The organism is Arthrobacter sp. TJ-263 (genome assembly GCF_058269155.1).
In genome coordinates this window covers 405,667-424,528 of record NZ_JBZCNE010000003.1, presented here as the reverse complement: position 1 = coordinate 424,528, position 18,862 = coordinate 405,667, and the positions used below count along the sequence as shown (strand labels likewise).

The following is an 18,862-nucleotide window of genomic DNA, read 5'->3' as shown; positions in this document are numbered from 1 at the left end:
TCCCCGCCCGGGCCCCCGGTCCCCCTGCCGGGCGTCGTGCGCACTCGGGAGGCTGTGGCATCCTGTGAGCATGGCAGCGAAAGAGCGGTTCCCGGGGTGGGTTCACCGTACCGCCGCCGAGGTGATCGGGTGGACCCTCGTGGTGGTGGGGATCGCCGCCCTCGTCCTGCCCGGCCCCGGGCTCCTGATGCTCGCCGCGGGCCTCGCCGTCCTCTCACGGCACTACCACTGGGCACGGCGGTACCTGAAGCCGCTGAAGGAGAACGCCTTCCATGCCGCAGCCCTCGGGGTGAAGACGATTCCGCGGATCACGGCGAGCTGCATGAGCTCGTTCGTGATCATGACCCTCGGCGTGGTCTGGATCGTGGAACCCACCACGCCCGGCTGGTGGTTCCTCGCGGACAAGTGGTGGCTCTTCGGCGGCACGGGCACGGGGATCAGCCTGATCCTCTCGTCGATGATCGCGCTCGCCCTGATCGTCTACAGCGTGCGGCGCTTCAGGGGCCGGCCGATACCGCCGCGGCCGTCGATCCTCCCCTGGCACTCGAGGTAGGACGACGGGAGAGCCCCGGCCCTCCGCGACCGCGGCTGGTACGTTGAACGGGTGCTCACCGTAATCGGGGAAACCCTCATCGACGAAGTCGTCAGCGACACCGCGTCCATGCGCGCGCACGTGGGAGGCAGTCCCATGAACGTGGCCGTGGGCCTCGCGCGCCTCGGCCACCCCGCCCAGTTCGTCGGCCGGTACGGCGACGACGACTACGGGCGGATGATCGAGCAGCACCTCCGCGACAACGCGGTACCCTTCCCCGTCCGGCCGGACACCGCTCCCACGAGCGTCGCGACCGCGCGCCTGGACCCCGCGGGGGGTGCGTCCTACGACTTCCAGCTGGTCTGGGACCTCCCGGGACTGGCCCGGCAGAAGGACACGCTCCTCGACGGGTCCACCCTGCTGCACACCGGCTCCATCGCGACCATGCTCGCCCCGGGGGCGGACGACGTCCTGGCCCTCGTCACGAGCGCCCATCCCCTGGTGACCGTCACCTACGATCCCAACTGCCGGCCGACCATCATCCGCGACGCGGTGTTCGCCCGGCAGCAGGCCGAGAAGTTCGTGGCGCTCGCCGACGTCGTCAAGGCCTCCGACGAGGACCTCCAGTGGCTCTACCCCGACCGCACGCCCGAGGAGTCGGCGCGTGCCTGGCTGGACGCCGGTCCCGCCGTCGTCGTCGTGACACGCGGCTCGAAGGGCCCGTGGGGCGTCTGCCGTGCGGGCGAGGTGTCCGTCCCCGCGCCGCCCACGTCCGTGGTGGACACCGTCGGCGCCGGGGACTCGTTCATGGCGGCCCTCCTGGGCTCGCTCGTGGATTCCGGGCTCGACGGCGCCCATTACCGCGACGAGCTGCTCCGAATCACCCGTGAGCAGCTGACCGGGATGCTGCAGTACGCGGCCCGCGCCGCGGCCATCACGGTGTCCCGCCCGGGAGCTAACCCGCCCACGCGGGACGAGATGGTCCACGCCGCGTGAGGACCCCGACCGACGACCAGAGGAGCACGCGATGACCCGCGATCCGTACGCAGACCTTCCGCAGGTCCCCGAGTTCGAACTCACCAGCGAGACCGTCACCGACGGCGCTCCCCTCGACGCCGCGCAGGCATCCGGGATGATGGGGGCGGGCGGCAAGGACGAGTCGCCGCAGCTCGCCTGGAGCGGCTTCCCCGAGGGCACCCGGAGCTTCGCGGTCACGGTCTACGACCCGGACGCGCCGACCGCGAGCGGCTTCTGGCACTGGGCGGTCGCGAACCTGCCCGTGAGCACCACGTGGCTGCCCGCCGGCGCGGGAACGGAGGGATCCGGCCTGCTGCCGGAGGGTGCCGTGCAGTTGCGGAACGACGGCGGGTTCCCCGGTTTCGTGGGCGCCGCGCCACCCGAGGGGCATGGGCCGCACCACTACCACGTGGTGGTCCACGCCGTGGATGTCGAGTCGCTGGACATCTCCGCCGACGCCAGCCCCGCCTACCTCGGTTTCAACCTGTTCTCCCACACCCTCGGCCGCGCCCGCCTGACCGGCACGTACGAGCAGTAGCGGCCCCGCCGCCGAGCCCCTGCAGGTGACTGCCGGCGCCGGTAGGGTGGAGGTCCCGAACCTGAAGGAGTGGACGATGCGCCTCGTGGCGAGCGACATGGACGGCACCGTCGTCGGGCATGACGGCAGGATGAGCGAGCGCACCATCCGTGCGTTCCGTGCCTGCGTGGAGGCCGGGGTGGACGTCGTCTTCGTCACGGGCCGTCCGCCACGCTGGCTCCAGCCCCTCCGTGACCAGCTCGGGCATACGGGGACGGTCATCTGCTCCAACGGCGCCCTGACGTACGACCTCGAGTCGGAGCGCGTGCTCGACGCGAAGCTCCTCGCACCCGAGAACATCTACGCCGCCCGCGACATCATCCGCACGCTCTTCCCGGCGGCCACCTTCGCGGCCGAGACCGTGTCGGGATTCAAGGTGGAGTCGGGTTTCGCGGACGCCTCCACGGCCGAACTGCTCGGCGGCCTCACGGCCCAGGCCTTCGAGGAGTCCCTGCCCGGCGAGGACATCGTGAAGTTCCTCGCACGGGAGAGGGCCGTCTCGCCCGACCACTTCCTGGCCGTCGTCCGGCCCGCCGTCGCACACCTGGTCTCCACGACCCACTCCGCACCCACGATGGCCCTGCTCGAGATGGCCCTGCCGGAGATCAACAAGTCCGTCACCCTCGCGCAGTACGCGGCGGCACGCGGGATCGACGCCGCCGACGTCGTCGCCTTCGGGGACATGCCCAACGACGTCCAGATGCTCGACTGGGCGGGCCACGGGTACGCGATGGCCTCCGGGCACCCCGACGCGCTCGCCGCCGCGAACCTCGTGGCCCCCGCGTTCGACGAGGACGGCGTGGCGCAGATCCTGGAGCAACGGCTTGCGGCGCTCCGCACGGCCTGATACGGGCCGCTACCCCTATCTCGACAACGCGGCGGGATCCCCTCCCCGGCCGCGGCCGATCGCGCTGTCCCACCGGGGCTTCGCCCCCGACGGCGGGGAGAACACGCTGGACGCCTTCGAACGCGCCGTCGCCCTGGGCTTCCGGTACCTCGAGATCGACGTCCATGCCTCGAGCGACGGCGTCGTCATGGTCTTCCACGACGACGTCCTCGACCGCGTCACCGGGGACCGCGGCCCGGTCGCGGCGCGGACCGCGCAGGAACTGGGCCGGCTGTCGGTCGGTGGGGGCGGGGGGATCCCGACGCTCGAGGCCGTCCTGCTGCGCTGGCCGGAGGTGCGCCTCAACGTCGACGTGAAGAGCGACACCTGCGTGCGGCCCTTCGCGGACCTCATCAACCGCCACGCCGCCCACGACCGCGTGCTCGTCGCGTCCTTCTCCGACCGGCGGAGGCGGGCGGTCCTGCGCCTGCTCGACCGGCCGACGGCGTCGTCGGCGGGGATGGCGGTCAACGCGCTCCTGAGGATCGCCGCGCCGCTGGGCCTGGCCGGACCGGTCGCCCGGGCGGCCCGGGTCCACGCGCTGCAGGTCCCCGAGACGTACCGCGGCGTGCGGGTCGTGACGCGGGGCTTCGTCCGGCGCTGCGAGGACGCAGGCCTGCAGGTGCACGTCTGGACGGTCAACGAGCGGGCCGGGATGGACCGGTTGCTGGACCTCGGCGTGCACGGGATCGTGTCCGATGCCGCGGACGTCCTCGCCGAGTGCATGGGCGAGAGGGCCGTCTGGCCGCAGGGGCGCCCGCCGGACTGAGCCGGTCGGCGTCGAATGCCGCGGGACCCGGTCGTCGACGCGCGGGTGCGCAGCTGTGGTGGGTGGCGCGGCTCGGCACCCGCCGTACGTGCGCACGGACGGCGGCAGTGCCCGGTGCACGGCTAGAGCTCGAGGACCGGGTCCGTCAGCGTCTTCAGGTAGTGCAGTGCGGCGGGGGCGTACGCGCGCATGGCGTCGTCGTCGGCATGGACCAGCAGGCGCAGCCATGAGCCGTACCGGTGGATGCCCGCCAGCGTCAGGGCGGGTCCGACGGCGGCCCGCAGCTCCGGCAGCGCCGCGTGGTCGGTCCAGCGTTCGAGGTAGGCCGTGACGACGGACCGGATCCGCGGGTCCTCCGGCGTGGTGTTCCACTGCTCCCGCATCTGCGTGATGGGCACGAGCAGGGCGCTGAACGGGTGTGCCCAGTAGGCGTCCGCGAAGTCGAAGAACCGCAGCGGCTCGGCGTTCGTGCCGGGCAGGAAGCAGTTCCGCGCGTGCAGGTCGTTGTGGTCGAGGGACAGCGGCACCGGGACGGCCCGCAGCGCGTCGACGGCGCGGTGGACGGCCGGCAGGCGGCGCACGACGTCGTCGGCCTCCTCCGCGGACAGGTACATGGGGTGCCCGGCCGGCAGCCCCGTGTGCAGGAGCAGCTGGTTCTCGACGAAGTTCGCCGCCACCTCGGGATTCATGGCGACGAGGCCTGCCTCGGCGAGCCGCTCGCCGTGCGGGGCGGCGATCCGCTGCAGGTCCGCGAAGTCGGTGGTGATGCGGACCCATGCCGCGGCGTCGTCCGATCCGAGGCTGTCGAGCGTCGCGCCGTGGTCCGCCGCCAGCATCCATCCGCGGGAGGGTTCGATCGCGAGCGGGGCCATCACGTGGTCCGGCGCCAGTTCGCCGAGCAGGGACAGGATCGAGGCCTCCGCGAGCTGGCCCAGGTTGTTCTCCTTGAACCAGAGCGTGCCGTGGTCCGTGGGGACCGTGAGCTGCGTCGACCAGAAGCGCAGGCGCGGCTGGTCGGTGGGACCCGTGCGGGTCACGCCGAACGATTCCAGCACCAGGTCGATCCACTGTTCGGCCTGCTGCCGCCATGCGGGGGAGGCCCACACCTCGCGCGGAGTGTTCATCGGGTGCCGGAGGCGGTGGAGGGGCGCATGGATCCCATCTTCGCACCGGTCACGGGTCAGCCCAGCTTCGAGGGCCGTGTTCCGTGGTCGCTCGATTCGAGCTCTTCCGGCCCGGCGACGTGCTCGCTCCCGCGCGCCCGCGCGATCGCCGTCATGCCGTGGAAGATGATGAGCGCGGCGGCCGTACCCAGGGCGATCCCCGCGAAGGTCAGGTCACCGATCACCCAGGTGAAGTCCGCGATGCCGATGACCAGGGCCACCCCGGCCGTCGACAGGTTGATGGGGTTGGAAAAGTTGACCTGGTTCTGGACCCAGATACGGACGCCGAGGATGCCGATCATGCCGTAGAGGACCACGCCGGCTCCGCCGAGCACCCCGGCGGGGACGGTCGCGATGAGCGCGCCGAACTTCGGGAACAGGCTCAGGAGGATCGCGACGATGCCGGCCACCCAGTACGCGGCCGTCGAGTAGACGCGGGACGCCGCCATCACGCCGATGTTCTCGGCGTAGGTCGTGGTTCCCGACCCGCCACCGGACCCGGCGACCATGGTCGCGAGGCCGTCCGCCATGAGGGCCCGTCCGGTGTACGGGTCGAGGTCCCGCCCCGTCATCGCGGCCACCGACTTCACGTGGCCGATGTTCTCGGCGACCAGCACGAGGACCACGGGGATGAAGAGCCCGACGACGGAGAGGTGGAATTCCGGGGCGGCGAACTCCGGGAGGCCGATCCACGCGGCGCTGCCGATCGCGGCGAAGTCCACCTCGCCGCGGACCATTGCGACGGCGTACCCGGCGAGCACGCCGACGAGGATCGACAGGCGCCCGAGGATGCCCTTGAACAGCACCGTGACGAGCAGGATCGAGATCACCGTGACCAGTGCGGTCAGGGGCGCCTGCTCGAAGCTCGCCTTCGCGGTCGGCGCGAGGTTGAGCCCGATCAGCGCCACGATGGCACCCGTGACGACGGGCGGCATGGCCACCTGGATCCACCGGGTACCCGCCGTGTGGACGATCAGGCCGATCAGCGCGAGGGCCGCACCGGCCATGATGATGCCGCCGAGCGCGCCCGCTGCCCCGTGCTGGGACTGGGCCGCCGCGATCGGGGCGATGAACGCGAAGCTCGACCCCAGGTAGCTCGGCACCCGCCCGGCGGTGATCACCAGGAACAGGATGGTCCCGATCCCCGAGAAGAGCAGCGTGGTCGACGGCGGGAACCCGGTGATGAGCGGGACGAGGAAGGTCGCGCCGAACATCGCGACGACGTGCTGGGCGCCGATGCCGATGGTCCTGGGCCAGGTCAGGCGTTCCTCCGGAGCGACGAATCCGCCCGGCCGGACGTTCTTCCCGTCACCGTGGAGGGTCCAGCCGATGCCTCGTGCACTCATGGGTATGCCTTCCAAAGCGGGTCGGGGTTCCGGGAAAGTTTACCGGGAGCGTGGGGCCGGGATGTTACGTTGCTTGTTCCGGAGGAAGAGGCACGCATGGGATTCACGGTTCGGGGGCGCATCGTCCTGGTCACGGGTGCCGGCATGGGCATGGGCAGGTTGTACGCCGAACGCGCGGCGAGGGAGGGTGCGGCCGCCGTCGTGCTGTGGGACGTGGACGGCCGCGCCCTCGAGGACGTGGTCGCGGGCCTCGCCTCGAGCGCCGCCTCCGTGCACAGCTATGTGGTCGACGTGGCGTCCGTGGAGTCCGTCCAGGCGGCCGCGGGCGCCGTCCTCGACGAGGTCGGCGTGCCGGACGTCCTGGTGAACAACGCCGGGATCGTGCGCGGGAAGTACTTCTGGGAGCACGACCACCACGCCGACATCGATCTCACGCTGCGCATCAACACCGGCGGACCCATGCACGTGACGCGCGCGTTCCTGCCCGCGATGATGGAACGCGGCACGCCCGCGCGGATCCTCAACGTCGCCTCCGCCTCCGGCACGCTGGCCGTGCCCCGCATGAGCGTCTACGCGGCCTCGAAGTGGGCGGTCATCGGCTGGAGCGACTCGCTGCGCCTGGAACTGGTGTCCACGGGCCACCCCATCGGCGTCACCACGCTCATCCCGAGCTACATCAGGACCGGCATGTTCGACGGCGCCCGCGGCCCGCTCATGACACCCCTGATGGAGCCGGAGTACGTCGTCGACAAGGCATGGCGCGCCACGCTGGCCGGCCGGGCCCGCGTCCAGCTGCCCTGGACGGTGCAGCTCGCCGGGATCCTCCGCAATATCCTGCCGCAGCCGGTCTGGGACGTCGTGGCGGGCCGTGTCTTCAGGGTGTACAGCTCCATGGACGGATTCACCGGGCGCCCGAGCACCGCCCCCGATCAGGAGGGCGCCCGATGAGCACCGACACGCACGTGACGGACGCTGCGGGACTGCTGGCGGACCGGCGACGATACTTCGACACGGGCGTCACGCGCCCCGCGGCGTGGCGCCGTGGACAGCTGAGCGCCCTGCGCCGGCTGCTCTCCGAGCGGGCGGACGACCTCACGACGGCCCTCGAGGAGGACCTCGGCAAGAGCCGCACGGAGGCGTTCCTCGCCGAGGTCGCCTCCGTGCGAGCCGAGGTCGACTTCGCCCTGAAGCATCTGGACCGATGGATGGTGCCCGAGAAGGTCGGCGTGCCCGCCGGGCTGCTCCCGGCCCGGGCATGGACGCAGGCCCGACCGCTCGGCGTCGTGCTGATCATCGGGCCGTGGAACTACCCGGCCCAGCTCGTGCTGGCGCCCCTCGTCGGGGCGCTCGCCGCAGGCAACGCCGCCGTGCTCAAGCCCAGCGAACTTGCCGGCGCGACGTCCCGGACGCTCGCCCGGCTCGTGCCGGAGTACCTGGACCCGGAGGCCGTCACGGTCGTCGAGGGCGGCGTCGAGGCCAGCACGGCGCTGCTCGGACAGCCGTTCGACCACATCTTCTACACCGGGGGTGAGCGCGTCGGCAGGATCGTCATGAGGGCCGCGGCCGAACACCTGACGCCGGTGACCCTGGAGCTGGGCGGGAAGTCGCCCGCCGTCGTCGTGGGCGGGGACCTCCGCGCCGCGGCCCGAAGGATCGCACTCGGCAAGTTCATGAACGCGGGGCAGACGTGCGTGGCCCCCGACTACATCCTGACGACGCCGGACGCCGCGCCGGAACTGGCCGCAGCGCTGGCGGACACCGTCCGGGACTTCTACGGGAGCGACCCGCTGACGTCCCGCGACTACGGGCGGATCATCAATGAGCACCACTTCGACCGCCTCGTGGGCCTGCTGGCGGACGGCACCGTGGTCTCGGGCGGACGGCACGAGCGCGCCGAGCGGTACATCGAGCCGACCATCCTGCGCGACGTCGACCCCTCGTCCGCCCTCATGCAGGAGGAGATCTTCGGGCCGCTGCTGCCGATCCTCGAGGTCGAGGACCTCGACGCCGCGATCCGCTTCATCGGCGCCCGCCCGCACCCGCTCGCCGCCTACCTGTTCAGCGACCGCGACGAGCACCTGCGCGCGTTCAGGGAGCGCGTCCAGGCCGGGGGGATCGCCCACAACGTCTGCACCATCCAGGTCGCGGTCCCCGGCCTGCCGTTCGGTGGCGTCGGCGCGAGCGGGACGGGCAGCTACCACGGGCGGCAGTCCTTCCGGACCTTCAGCCATCTGCAGCCGGTCTTCTCCAAGCCCACCGGGGTGGATACGCTACGGCTCGCGTACCCACCCTTCGGGCCGATCAAGCGGAAACTGCTGAGCCTGCTGCTGTAGCACCAGGGTCAGCTGATCACGCCGTCCACCAGGGCCTTCGCCTCGGCCTGCACCTGCTTCAGGTGCTCCTCGCCCCTGAAGGACTCGGCGTAGATCTTGTAGACGTCCTCGGTGCCCGACGGCCGTGCCGCGAACCACGCGTTCTCGGTGGTCACCTTCAGGCCGCCCACGGACGCGCCATTGCCGGGGGCCTCCGTCAGGCGGGCCGTGATCTCCTCGCCGGCGAGGCTCGTCGCGGTGACGTCCGACGGCGAGAGCTTGCCGAGCGCCGCCTTCTGCTCGCGCGTGGCCGCGGCGTCGATCCGCGCGTAGACCGGTGCGCCGAAGCGGTCGGTCAGCCCGGCATAGTGCTGGGACGGGGTCCTGCCGGTCACCGCGGCGATCTCCGAGGCGAGCAGGGCCAGCAGGAGGCCGTCCTTGTCGGTGCTCCACGGCGTGCCGTCGAGGCGCAGGAAGGACGCACCGGCTGACTCCTCACCGCCGAAGGCCAGGTCGCCGCTCAGCAGGCCGGGCACGAACCACTTGAAGCCCACGGGGACCTCGTGCAGCACGCGTCCGAGGTCCGCCGCGACGCGGTCGATGATCGACGACGAGACGAGGGTCTTGCCGATCACGGCGTCCGCGCGCCAGTCGGGCCGGTTCGCGTACAGGTACTGGATGGCGACGGCGAGGTAGTGGTTCGGGTTCATGAGGCCGCCGTCGGGTGTGACGATCCCGTGGCGGTCCGCGTCGGCGTCGTTGCCGGTGGCGATGTCGAACTCCGTGGCCCGCTTGATCAGGGAGGCCATCGCGAACGGGGAGGAGCAGTCCATCCGGATCTTCTCGTCCCAGTCCAGCGTCATGAACGCCCACTGCGGGTCCACGGTCGGGTTCACGACCGTCAGGTTCAGGTTGTGGCGCTCCCCGATCGCGCCCCAGTAGTCCACGGAGGCGCCACCCATGGGGTCCGCACCGATGTGCACGTCGGCCGAGCGGATGGCGTCGAGGTTCAGCACGGACGGGAGGTCGTCCACGTAGTGCTGCAGGAAGTCGTAGCTGCCGATCCCGTCCGCCGTGCGGGCCTGGGCGATCGGCAGGCGCTTCACCCCGCGCAGGCCGTCCTCGAGCAGGGCGTTGGCGCGGTCGGCGATCCAGTTGGTGGCATCGGAGTCGGCGGGGCCGCCGTGCGGAGGGTTGTACTTGAAGCCGCCGTCACCCGGAGGGTTGTGCGAGGGCGTGATGACGATGCCGTCGGCCTGCTCGGTGCGCGACGCGTTGTGGGCGAGGATCGCGTGGGACACGGCCGGGGTGGGGGTGTAGGCGCCGCGGGCGTCGACCAGGACGGTCACCCGGTTGGCCGCGAGGACCTCCAGGGCGGTGTTCTGCGCCGGCTCGGACAGGGCGTGGGTGTCCTTGCCCATGAACAGGGGGCCCGTGATGCCCTGACCGGCGCGGTACTCGACGATCGCCTGCGTGATCGCCGCGATGTGCCCCTCGTTGAAGGAGGACTTCAGGGACGAGCCACGGTGGCCGGACGTGCCGAACGCCACCCGCTGGGCGGGATCGGAGAGATCGGGCTCGACGTCGAAGTACGCGTCGAGCAGTTTGGTCACGTCGATGAGGTCGCTGGGGAGGGCCACTGTGCCCGCTCGGTTAGCCATGGCCCCAGCATGTCAAAGAACGGCCCCGATTACACCAGTGCAGCGCGGGTTACGCGGGAGTTCCGCGGGCGCGATGGCGGGTTGCCCGCGGACCGATCATCAGTAAGCTGAGTATCAGCGCCCGGCCAGGGAGCAGACGCATCACGGAAGGCAGCACCATGAGCGAGAATCCCGACGACACCCCCACCGCCGATCCCGAGGAGCAGGGCGCCGACGAGGCCGGCACACCGGAGGAGCAGGACGCCGGCGGCTACGGCGGACCCGGCATCGAGGAAGAGGTGGCCCCCGGCTTCGAGGCGGACAACGGCGGCGAGACCAGGCGCCTGACCGGCGCCTGACCGTCCGGGGCGCGCCCGTTAGGGTGGACGCGTGACCACGTCCGCGCCTCGCCGCCCGCTCAGGATCGTCCTCGCACCCGACTCCCTCAAGGGGAGCCTTCCGGCAGCGGAGGCTGCCCTCGCCATGTCCGCGGGTGTGACGGCGGCCGCCGCCCGCCTGGGCCATCCCGCGCCCGACGTCGTCCTGGTACCCCTTGCCGACGGTGGTGAGGGGACGCTGGACGCCCTTCTCGCGGCCTGGCGCGTCGAGGCGCGGACCACGTCCTGTCACGACGCCGCCGGCCGGGCGCGGACCGCGCGTTACGGCATCTCCGAGGACCACGGCGCGCCCGGGTCCCGGGTCCGGGGGGTCCTCGAGGCGGCGGAGGCCAACGGCCTGCCCCTGGTCGCCGACCGTCCCCTCGACGCCCTCGCTGCCACCAGCTACGGCGTGGGCGAGATCGCGGCCCGCCTCCTCGGCGACGGCGCGGACGAGATCCTGCTGTGCATCGGCGGGTCGGCGACGACCGACGGCGGTGCCGGCCTCCTGGCAGCCCTCGGGGCCCGCTTCCTCGATGCCGACGGCGACCCGCTCACCCCGGGCGGCGGCGCGCTGGGCGCCCTCGCGACCATCGACGTGTCCCAGCTCCACCCCCGGGCCCGTGACGTCCGCTGGCGCATCGCCGTCGACGTCGACAACCCCCTGTGCGGACCGCGCGGCGCTGCGACGGTCTTCGGGCCGCAGAAGGGCGCCTCGCCGGACGACGTCGTCGTCCTCGAAGCAGGGCTCTCCCGCCTGGCGCGGGTGGTCGCCGGGTCGACGGGCGTCGACATGCTCGAGGTGCCGGGGGCGGGCGCGGCCGGTGGACTCCCCGCCGTCCTCGTCCCGTTCCTCGGCGCCGAGATCGTGCCCGGCTCCGCCCTCGTGGCCGACGCCGTCGGACTCGCCGGCGCGCTCGCCGACGCGGATCTCGTGCTCACCGGCGAGGGCTCCTTCGACGCCCAGTCGCTCGGCGGGAAGGTGGTCCACGCCGTCGTGGCGAACGCCCCCGCGGCGTGCGCCGTCGTGGTGATCGCCGGACGCGTCCAGCTCCCGGCCGCCCGGGTGCACGACGCCGGGCTGGCGGCGGCATTCTCCCTCGCGACCGGACCGATGGCCCTCGACGAACTGATCGAGGGGGCCGGGGCCCTGATGGAGGATGCCGCCGCGCAGGTCTACGGCGTCTTCAGCGCGGGCCGGGTCTAGACCGTGATCTCGCGCTTGAGGATCTTGCCCGTGGGTCCCTTGGGCAGCGCCTCGACGAGCACTACGCGGCGCGGGTACTTGTAGGCGGCCACGCGCTCCTTCGCGAAGGCGGTGATCTCCGCCGCGAGGGCCTCACGGGCGGCGTCGTCGGCGGGTGCGTGCTCGGCCCGGACGCCGACGACCGCGACGATCTCCTCCCCGTGCAGGTCGTCCGGCACGCCGATCACCGCGGCTTCCGCCACCGCGGGGTGCTCGTACAGGACTTCCTCGACCTCCCGCGGGTACACGTTGTAACCCCCGCGGAGGATCACGTCCTTCTTGCGGTCCACGATGAAGAGGAGGCCGTCCTCGTCCACGCGCGCGAGGTCCCCCGTGCGGAACCAGCCGTCGGGGATGGCGGCCTCGGTGGCGTCCGCGTTCTCCCAGTAGCCCTTCATCACGCAGTGGCCGCGCACGGCGAGTTCTCCCACCTCGCCCTGGGGCACCTCGGTGCCCTGCGGGTCGAGCATCCTCACCTCGACGCCGTCCACCGGGGTGCCGATGGAACCGGGCTTGCGGAGTTGTCCCACGCGGTTGAAGCTCACGATCGGCGAGGTCTCGGACAGGCCGTAGCCCTCCAGCAGGTCCGCCTCGAACACACGCTCGAACTCGTGCAGCACCTCGACCGGCAGCGCGGACCCGCCGGACACGGCCACGCGGACGGAGGAGAGGTCCGTGCCGGTGACGCTCGGGTGGCGCAGCATCGCGACGTACATGGTGGGGACGCCCTCGAAGATCGTCACGCGGTCCCGCTGGATGATCTCGAGCGCCTTGCCCGGCTCGAAGCGGGGGAGCAGGGTCACGGTGGCGCCCGTGAGCACCGCGGCGTTCAGCGCGCAGGTCTGCCCGAAGATGTGGAAGAACGGGAGCCCCCCGAAGAGGACCTCACCCTCCTTCGTGCCCATGAGGTCGCGGGAGATCTCCGTGTTCCGGGAGAGGTTGGCGTGGGAGAGCGTGGCGCCCTTGGGCCGCCCGGTGGTCCCGGAGGTGTACAGCACCACGGCGGTGTCCTCGCCGTCGAGTTCGACGACGCCCGGGGTCGGCTCGGCCGCGGAGATGCGCTGCATGAAGGCGCCGCCGTCGACCGTCACGACGGAGACGTCCCCGCCCGTCCCGGCACCGGAGCCCTCGGCGCCGGCCTGCGCCTCGGCGATGATGCCCTCCCAGGCGAACACGAGCTTCGCGCCCGAGTCGGTGAGGTGGTAGGCGACCTCGCGCCCCTTGAGGAGAGGGTTCAGCGGGACGACGACGGCGCCGGCCCGGAGGACCCCGTAGTAGACGAATGCCATCTGAGGAATATTCGGCATGATCAGGGCCACGCGGTCGCCGCGCTGCACCCCGTGCTCCGCGAGGAGCGTGGCGACCTTCTGGCTGAGCGCCTCGAGGGCGCCGAAGGTGACCTCGACGTCGTCGAGCTTGATGGCCACCGCCGCGGGGCTCCTCGTCGCAGTGGCCACGAGGTTGTTGGCGAGGTTCGACACGCGATCTCCTTTGATCTCTCAACGCTTCCCTGCAGGGATCCTGCACCTGCCGGTACGGATGTTACCGGTGGGTAGAAGTCTGTGGGATCGGGGGCATCCACGCAACAGGACCCCCCGGCGGCCGGAGCGGGTCCTGTCCCGTAGGGGCCGGAGCTACCGGACGCCGCTCATGGCCTTCCGGATCGCGGGGGCTCCCGCGAGCAGTGCCGCGCCCAGGATGATCGCCGTGACACCGCTGAACGCGAAGTACGGCACCTCCGTCTCCTCGGAGTAGAGGCCGGCGAGCAGGCCGGACACCGTGGTGCCGAGCGAGATGGAGAGGAAGAACAGGGCGAGCATCTGGGTGCGGAACGCCTCGGGCGCCAGCTTGGTGGTCACGGACAGGCCGATGGGGGAGATGAACAGCTCCGCGAAGGTGAACAGCAGCAGGATCGCGGCGAGGCCCATCAGCGGCGTGCTGTTGGGCCCGCCACCGGCGAAGGGGATGAAGGCGAGGAAGGCGATACCCATGACGATGAGGCCGAGGGAGAACTTCACGGGCGAGGACGGCTGGCGGCTGCCGAGCCGCGTCCACAGGGTGGCGAAGACCCCGGCGAAGATGATGATGAACACGGGGTTGATGGACTGCACCATGCCGGGGGGCATCTCCCACCCGAACAGGTTCCGGTCCAGACGGCTCTCGGAGTAGAGCGCCACCACGGTGAACTGCTGCTGGAACAGGGACCAGAATGCGGCGCTGGCCACGAAGAGCGGCATGAAGGAGTACACCCGGCGCCGCTCGACGCCGGAGACCTTGCTGCTCGAGAGGATCACCGCGAAGTAGGCGATGGTCGCGGCGATCGCCGTGTACGCCATGACGTCGGCCAGATTGCCGGCGTTGAGCAGCCCGGTGGCCAGGACCACGACGAGGAGCGCGACGGCGGCGGCGGCGATGCCGATCCAGCGCCGGTACTCGGTGCGGGGCAGGGGATTCTCGACCTCGTGCGCTGCCGCCGGGAGATTCCTGCGGGCGAGGGAGTACTGGATCAGCCCTGCGGCCATGCCGACCGCGGCCAGTCCGAAGCCCACATGGAAGCCGTAGGCGTCCCAGGCCAGGTTCGTCAGCAGCGGGCCGACGAGGGCGCCGATGTTGATGCCCATGTAGAAGATGGAGAAGCCGGCATCGCGTCGATCGTCACCGGACCGGTAGAGCGTGCCGACGAGCGAGGAGGCATTCGCCTTGAGCCCGCCCGAGCCGACACCGACCAGCACGAGGCCGGCCGCGAGGCCCGTCACGCCGGGCAGCAGGGCGAGGGCGACGTGCCCGCACATGATGACGATCGCCGAGGAGAACAGCACCCGCTCCGAGCCGAACACGCGGTCGGCGAGCCACGCGCCGAGGATCGTCGAGAGGTAGACACCGCCGCCGTACGCACCCACGAGTCCGGCCGCCAGTCCCGGGTCGAACCCGAGGCCGCCCTCGGCCAGGGAGTACGTCATGTAGTAGAGGAGCAGCGCCTGCATCCCGTAGAACGAGAACCGCTCCCACAGTTCGACGCTGAAGAGGTTGGCCAGCATGCGGGGGTGGCCGAGGAATGTCTTCTCACCGGTGTCGACGGCGGGCAGCGTGGTACTCATTCTTTCCATGGTGCCGCGCGGCGCCGGGGGATGCAAAGTCGCGGAACTACTGCCGATGTGCCTCGATGTGTGCCGCCGCGGCGAGCAGTTGCGCCTCCTCCCCGGGCCTGCCGATGAGCTGAACGCTCATCGACAGGCCGTCGGGCAGGCGCAGGGTCGGGACGGTGACGGCGGGCAGGCCGCAGACGTTCACCATCGAGGTGTAGGGCGAGTACTGGCACTGCCGCACGTAGTCGGTGTCGCCGTCGGCGTCGGTGTACCAGCCGATCGGCCGCGGGGTCATGGCGAGCGCCGGTGTGAGGATCATGTCGTAGCGGGAGTACTGCTCGATGGTGTCGTGCTCGAACAGCCGCAGCACGTCGACGGCGCCCGCGAGGTCGGCCGCGCTGCGTCCGAGGGCCCGGCGCCGCAGCACCCGCGTGATGTCCGTCAGGCGGTCCTCGCGGTCGTCGGGGATCGGGGCCGTGGCCAGTCCGGCCGTCCAGACGAGCTGGAAGGCGTCGTGGTAGCGCGGGTCGTAGGTGAGGTCGGCCTCCACGAGGTCGTGGCCGGCGCGCTGCAGCGTCCCGATGCCGGCGGTGAACGCGTCCGTGGCGGCGCTGTCGAGGCCGATCTCCATGGCCCCGGCGAAGGGCGACGCCGTGCTGACGCCGATCCGGAAGCGCCCCTCGGCCCGCAGGGCCGCGTCCGTGAAGGAGCCCGGGTAGCGGGACGCCGCGCTCGTGGGCCGGTAGTTCGGTTCCTGCACCAGTGCGTCGAGCAGCAGCCCGGCGTCCACCGCGGAGTGGGCGAGGGGGCCGGCGACGACGAACTGGCCGAGATCGGCCTGCCCGGATCCCGACGGCACCCGGCCCCGGTTCGGCTTGAGGCCCACCAGGCCGGTGGCGGCCGCGGGGATGCGGATGGATCCGCCGCCGTCGGTCCCGGGCGCGAACGGGATCAACCGCGCCGCCACCGCCGCTGCGCTGCCGCCGGAGGATCCGCCCGGGCTGAGCCGGCGGTCGAGGGGGTTGCGCGCCGGCGGGGCGATGCGGTTCTCGCTGTAGCAGCTCAGCCCGAACTCGGGCACCTGGGTCTTGCCGAGGCTGACGGCCCCGGCCCGGCGCAGCACCGCGGCGAGCGGGGCGTCCTGCCCGGCGACGGCGTGGTCGAGGGCGGCCGTACCCAGCGTGGTCCGCACGCCGGCGACGTCGGTGAGGTCCTTGTGGGCGAGGGGCATGCCGTGCAGGGGGCCGAGGGCCGCACCCGAGGCGCGGACGCGATCGGCGTTGTCGGCGGCGCGGAGGGCGTCGTCGTGCGTGACCGTGACGAACGAGCCGAGCTCGGGGTCGAGGGCGTCGATCCGGCGGAGGAAGTGCTCGGTGACCTCCCGGGCGCCGGCGGCGCCACGCGCCAGGGCATCCCGGAGGGTGAGTGCGGAGAGTTCGTGGAGTTCGCTCATCAGGGACCACTATAGGAGCCGCCGCAGGGCGGGGCGGACCGTAGCAATGGCGACGCCCCGCCGCCCCGTGAAAAGGTGGGTGCATGAGCGAAATCCAGAACGTACCGGTGACGGCAGTACCCGACGACGCGCGCATCCTCGACGTCCGCGAGCAGTACGAATGGGAGGCCGGGCACGTGGCCGGCGCGCTGCACGTCCCCCTCGGGGAGCTGCCCGCCCGGCTCGGGGAACTGGATCCGGACGAGGACCTGCACGTGATCTGCCGCAGCGGGGGCAGGTCGCAGCGCGCCGCCGAATGGCTGGAGGGGAACGGCTACACGGCCGTCAACGTGAGTGGGGGCATGGGCGCCTGGCTCGAGGCCGGGAAGCCGATGGTGTCCGAGGTGGGCGGCGAGCCCACGGTCCTGTGAGCGGCCCCGCCCGGACGGACGGTCCCTCCTACGCCTACCTGGGGCCCGAGGGGACCTTCACCGAGGCCGCCCTGCTCCAGGTGCCGGGCGCCGACGCCGCGCGACGCGTCCCTGCCGTGACGGTGGGGGCGGCGCTCGACGCCGTCCGCGCGCGTTCCGTCGACGCCGCGATGGTGCCCATCGAGAACTCGGTCGAGGGCGGGGTGAGCGCGACCCTGGACGCCATCGCGGTGGGGGAGCCGCTGCGCATCCTGCGCGAGGAGCTCGTGCCCATCACCTTCGTCCTCGCCGCCCGGCCGGGCACCGCCCTGGACGCGGTCCGGCGCATCGCGACGCACGGGCACGCCTGGGCGCAGTGCAGGAACTGGGTCGACGCGCACGTGCGGGAGGCCGAGTACTTCCCGTCGTCGTCGACCGCGGCGGCCGCCTTCGGGCTCGCCGGCGACGATCACGGCTACGACGCGGCGATCTGCTCGCCCCTCGTCGCCGAACGCCTCGGCCTCGCCGTGCTCGCCACGGACATCGGGGACGTCACCGACGCCGTCACCCGCTTCATCCTGGTGGGCAGGCCGGACGCCCTGCCCCCGCGCACGGGAGCCGACAAGACCACCCTCGTGATCCCGCTGCCGGAGGACCATCCCGGCGCCCTCATGCAGATCCTCGACCAGTTCGCGGCCCGGGGCGTGAATCTGAGCCGTATCGAGTCGCGGCCCACGGGGCAGTTCCTCGGCGACTACTTCTTCAGCGTGGACGCCGACGGCCACGTCGAGGACGCCCGGGTGGCCGACGCCCTCAAGGGCCTGCACCGCATCAGCCCCGACCTGCGGTTCCTCGGCTCGTATGCCCGCGCCGACCGGCGCTCCCCGGCCGTGGAGCGCCACACCTCCGACGACGCCTTCGGGGCTGCCGACGCCTGGCTGGAGGACATCGTCCGGGGCCGGGAAGGCGCCGAGCGAGGAGGAGCTGAAACACAGTAGGCTTAGTATCGAAGGTCCTCCTCCCACCGAAGGCTGGTTCCACGATGGCTCGTTTGCGGCGCAGCAATACGCGCAGGCCCGGTATCACCCGCCGCCGGCACGGCAAGGGCTTCAGCTACAGTGCGCCGGACGGCGCGCCGCTCCGGGACCCCGACGAGGTGCAGCGCATCAGGGAGCTGGTGATCCCGCCGGCATGGAAGGACGTGTGGATCGCGCCCTACCCCAACGGCCACGTCCAGGCCATCGGGACGGACGACGCCGGCCGACGGCAGTACATGTACCACCCTGCGTGGCGGGAGCAGAAGGACCGCGAGAAGTTCGACCGCGCCCTGGACTTCGGCGCGAAACTGCCGAGTGCCCGCCGTGCCATCACCCAGCACCTGCGCAGCGACGGGGTGCCCAGGGAGCGCGCCTTCGCGGCCGCGCTCCGGATCGTCGACGCCGGTGCCCTGAGGATCGGGTCGGCCCAGTACGCGGAGGCCAACGGGTCCTTCGGCGTCACGACGCTGCTGGTGGAGCACTGCACCGTCCAGGGGGACGTCATCCTGTTCGACTTCCCCGGCAAGAGCGGCCAGCAGTGGGACACCCGCCTGGAGGACGAGGACCTCGCCGAGGCGCTGCGTCCGATGCTGGAGCGCGAGGACCCCGACACCGTCCTCGCCCACCGGACCGAGGACGGCGTATGGCACCACGTGGACGGCTCCCAGCTCAACGAGTTCCTGCGGCAGGTCACGGGCGGGCCGTTCACCGCCAAGGACTTCAGGACGTGGCAGGCCACCGTCGTCGCCGCCATGGCCCTCGCCAGGGAGGATCTCGCTGCCACGACCCGCACGGCCCGCCAGAAGGCGGTCAGTGCCACCATGCGGGCCGTCGCCGACCACCTCGGCAACACGCCCACGGTGGCCAGGAGCTCCTACGTGGACCCGCGGCTCGTCGATCGTTTCATGAGCGGCGAGGTCATCCCCATCACCTCCTACTCGGCCTCGGAGAAGGCCGTGCAGGAACTGCTGCGCGACTGACACCGAGCATTTCCAACCATCCCGTTCCTCAGTACGCTGGCAGCGGGCGCCC

Annotated in this window: 18 protein-coding genes; 12 read left to right on the top strand and 6 right to left on the bottom strand. The window is 71.8% G+C overall.

The window, feature by feature from the left end; translation table 11 throughout:
- Nucleotides 1-70 precede the first annotated feature (70 nt).
- The 5 genes from AC4D2F_RS16165 to AC4D2F_RS16145 all read left to right on the top strand — a co-directional run bounded on the left by AC4D2F_RS16165 (nucleotide 71) and on the right by AC4D2F_RS16145 (nucleotide 3,781).
- On the top strand, nucleotides 71-553 hold the full coding sequence (locus AC4D2F_RS16165; protein WP_104167493.1) for a PGPGW domain-containing protein: 483 nt from the start codon (nucleotides 71-73) through the stop codon (nucleotides 551-553).
- A gap of 51 nt (nucleotides 554-604) precedes the next feature.
- Nucleotides 605-1,528 carry a carbohydrate kinase family protein gene (locus tag AC4D2F_RS16160; protein WP_490911514.1) on the top strand — a complete coding sequence of 308 codons (924 nt, stop codon included), beginning with the start codon at nucleotides 605-607 and terminating at the stop codon, nucleotides 1,526-1,528.
- A 31-nt stretch (nucleotides 1,529-1,559) separates the two neighbouring features.
- On the top strand, nucleotides 1,560-2,087 hold the full coding sequence (locus AC4D2F_RS16155) for a YbhB/YbcL family Raf kinase inhibitor-like protein (RefSeq protein WP_490911513.1): 528 nt from the start codon (nucleotides 1,560-1,562) through the stop codon (nucleotides 2,085-2,087).
- Nucleotides 2,088-2,163: 76 nt separating this feature from the next.
- On the top strand, nucleotides 2,164-2,973 hold the full coding sequence (locus AC4D2F_RS16150) for an HAD family hydrolase (protein ID WP_490911511.1): 810 nt from the start codon (nucleotides 2,164-2,166) through the stop codon (nucleotides 2,971-2,973).
- Complete coding sequence (locus tag AC4D2F_RS16145; RefSeq protein ID WP_490911509.1) at nucleotides 2,951-3,781, top strand: glycerophosphodiester phosphodiesterase family protein; 831 nt, start codon at nucleotides 2,951-2,953, stop codon at nucleotides 3,779-3,781. The genes AC4D2F_RS16150 and AC4D2F_RS16145 overlap by 23 nt, the downstream gene beginning before the upstream one ends.
- Before the next feature lie 122 nt (nucleotides 3,782-3,903).
- On the opposite strand, the gene AC4D2F_RS16140 is transcribed toward AC4D2F_RS16145, so the two are convergent.
- Nucleotides 3,904-4,905, bottom strand: coding sequence for a hypothetical protein (locus AC4D2F_RS16140; RefSeq protein WP_490911507.1), 1,002 nt, complete (start codon nucleotides 4,903-4,905; stop codon nucleotides 3,904-3,906).
- Nucleotides 4,906-4,961: 56 nt separating this feature from the next.
- Nucleotides 4,962-6,290 (bottom strand): uracil-xanthine permease family protein, encoded by a 1,329-nt coding sequence (locus tag AC4D2F_RS16135; RefSeq protein ID WP_104167489.1) that lies wholly within the window; start codon nucleotides 6,288-6,290, stop codon nucleotides 4,962-4,964.
- Between the two features lie 96 nt (nucleotides 6,291-6,386).
- Here AC4D2F_RS16135 and AC4D2F_RS16130 point away from each other — a divergent pair, with 96 nt between their 5' ends.
- Nucleotides 6,387-7,238 (top strand): SDR family NAD(P)-dependent oxidoreductase, encoded by an 852-nt coding sequence (locus tag AC4D2F_RS16130; protein ID WP_490911505.1) that lies wholly within the window; start codon nucleotides 6,387-6,389, stop codon nucleotides 7,236-7,238.
- Nucleotides 7,235-8,623 (top strand): aldehyde dehydrogenase family protein, encoded by a 1,389-nt coding sequence (locus tag AC4D2F_RS16125; RefSeq protein WP_490911504.1) that lies wholly within the window; start codon nucleotides 7,235-7,237, stop codon nucleotides 8,621-8,623. Before AC4D2F_RS16130 ends, AC4D2F_RS16125 begins: the two co-directional genes overlap by 4 nt.
- Nucleotides 8,624-8,631: 8 nt before the next feature.
- Here AC4D2F_RS16125 and pgm read toward each other — a convergent pair whose 3' ends face one another.
- A complete protein-coding gene (gene pgm, locus AC4D2F_RS16120) occupies nucleotides 8,632-10,263 on the bottom strand; it encodes a phosphoglucomutase (alpha-D-glucose-1,6-bisphosphate-dependent) (RefSeq protein WP_490911503.1) in 1,632 nt (543 codons plus the stop codon).
- Nucleotides 10,264-10,421: 158 nt separating this feature from the next.
- Here pgm and AC4D2F_RS16115 point away from each other — a divergent pair, with 158 nt between their 5' ends.
- Together AC4D2F_RS16115 and AC4D2F_RS16110 are read left to right on the top strand one after the other, a co-directional pair.
- Nucleotides 10,422-10,601, top strand: coding sequence for a hypothetical protein (locus AC4D2F_RS16115; RefSeq protein WP_490911502.1), 180 nt, complete (start codon nucleotides 10,422-10,424; stop codon nucleotides 10,599-10,601).
- Nucleotides 10,602-10,632: 31 nt separating this feature from the next.
- Nucleotides 10,633-11,826, top strand: a complete 1,194-nt coding sequence (locus AC4D2F_RS16110; RefSeq protein WP_490911501.1) for a glycerate kinase — start codon at nucleotides 10,633-10,635, stop codon at nucleotides 11,824-11,826.
- Here AC4D2F_RS16110 and AC4D2F_RS16105 read toward each other — a convergent pair.
- The 3 genes from AC4D2F_RS16105 to AC4D2F_RS16095 all read right to left on the bottom strand — a co-directional run bounded on the left by AC4D2F_RS16105 (nucleotide 11,823) and on the right by AC4D2F_RS16095 (nucleotide 16,404).
- A complete protein-coding gene (locus tag AC4D2F_RS16105) occupies nucleotides 11,823-13,346 on the bottom strand; it encodes a long-chain-fatty-acid--CoA ligase (protein WP_490911499.1) in 1,524 nt (507 codons plus the stop codon). The genes AC4D2F_RS16110 and AC4D2F_RS16105 overlap by 4 nt on opposite strands.
- A 153-nt stretch (nucleotides 13,347-13,499) precedes the next feature.
- Nucleotides 13,500-14,963, bottom strand: coding sequence for a peptide MFS transporter (locus AC4D2F_RS16100; RefSeq protein ID WP_104167483.1), 1,464 nt, complete (start codon nucleotides 14,961-14,963; stop codon nucleotides 13,500-13,502).
- A 46-nt stretch (nucleotides 14,964-15,009) separates the two neighbouring features.
- On the bottom strand, nucleotides 15,010-16,404 hold the full coding sequence (locus tag AC4D2F_RS16095; protein ID WP_490911497.1) for an amidase: 1,395 nt from the start codon (nucleotides 16,402-16,404) through the stop codon (nucleotides 15,010-15,012).
- An 83-nt stretch (nucleotides 16,405-16,487) separates the two neighbouring features.
- Here AC4D2F_RS16095 and AC4D2F_RS16090 point away from each other — a divergent pair, with 83 nt between their 5' ends.
- Genes AC4D2F_RS16090 through AC4D2F_RS16080 form a run of 3 tightly spaced genes read left to right on the top strand, consistent with a single transcriptional unit; the run spans nucleotide 16,488 to nucleotide 18,810 of the window.
- Entirely contained in the window at nucleotides 16,488-16,814 is a 327-nt protein-coding gene (locus tag AC4D2F_RS16090; RefSeq protein ID WP_490911496.1) for a rhodanese-like domain-containing protein, read from the top strand.
- Nucleotides 16,811-17,791: a prephenate dehydratase gene (gene pheA, locus AC4D2F_RS16085; RefSeq protein ID WP_258069836.1), complete on the top strand. Its 981-nt coding sequence runs from the start codon at nucleotides 16,811-16,813 to the stop codon at nucleotides 17,789-17,791. Before AC4D2F_RS16090 ends, pheA begins: the two co-directional genes overlap by 4 nt.
- Nucleotides 17,792-17,835: 44 nt before the next feature.
- Nucleotides 17,836-18,810, top strand: a complete 975-nt coding sequence (locus AC4D2F_RS16080; protein ID WP_490911494.1) for a DNA topoisomerase IB — start codon at nucleotides 17,836-17,838, stop codon at nucleotides 18,808-18,810.
- The last annotated feature ends 52 nt before the right edge of the window (nucleotides 18,811-18,862 follow it).

Bases quoted from the DNA above. Each gene is read 5' to 3' on its own strand.
- AC4D2F_RS16135 (WP_104167489.1), bottom strand. From the start codon at position 6,290: ATGAGTGCACGAGGCATCGGCTGGACCCTCCACGGTGACGGGAAGAAC.
- AC4D2F_RS16130 (WP_490911505.1), top strand. From the start codon at position 6,387: ATGGGATTCACGGTTCGGGGGCGCATCGTCCTGGTCACGGGTGCCGGC.
- AC4D2F_RS16125 (WP_490911504.1), top strand. From the start codon at position 7,235: ATGAGCACCGACACGCACGTGACGGACGCTGCGGGACTGCTGGCGGAC.
- AC4D2F_RS16150 (WP_490911511.1), top strand. From the start codon at position 2,164: ATGCGCCTCGTGGCGAGCGACATGGACGGCACCGTCGTCGGGCATGAC.
- AC4D2F_RS16165 (WP_104167493.1), top strand. From the start codon at position 71: ATGGCAGCGAAAGAGCGGTTCCCGGGGTGGGTTCACCGTACCGCCGCC.
- AC4D2F_RS16115 (WP_490911502.1), top strand. From the start codon at position 10,422: ATGAGCGAGAATCCCGACGACACCCCCACCGCCGATCCCGAGGAGCAG.
- AC4D2F_RS16090 (WP_490911496.1), top strand. From the start codon at position 16,488: ATGAGCGAAATCCAGAACGTACCGGTGACGGCAGTACCCGACGACGCG.
- AC4D2F_RS16155 (WP_490911513.1), top strand. From the start codon at position 1,560: ATGACCCGCGATCCGTACGCAGACCTTCCGCAGGTCCCCGAGTTCGAA.
- AC4D2F_RS16140 (WP_490911507.1), bottom strand. From the start codon at position 4,905: ATGAACACTCCGCGCGAGGTGTGGGCCTCCCCCGCATGGCGGCAGCAG.
- AC4D2F_RS16080 (WP_490911494.1), top strand. From the start codon at position 17,836: ATGGCTCGTTTGCGGCGCAGCAATACGCGCAGGCCCGGTATCACCCGC.
- pgm (WP_490911503.1), bottom strand. From the start codon at position 10,263: ATGGCTAACCGAGCGGGCACAGTGGCCCTCCCCAGCGACCTCATCGAC.
- AC4D2F_RS16095 (WP_490911497.1), bottom strand. From the start codon at position 16,404: ATGAGCGAACTCCACGAACTCTCCGCACTCACCCTCCGGGATGCCCTG.
- AC4D2F_RS16100 (WP_104167483.1), bottom strand. From the start codon at position 14,963: ATGAGTACCACGCTGCCCGCCGTCGACACCGGTGAGAAGACATTCCTC.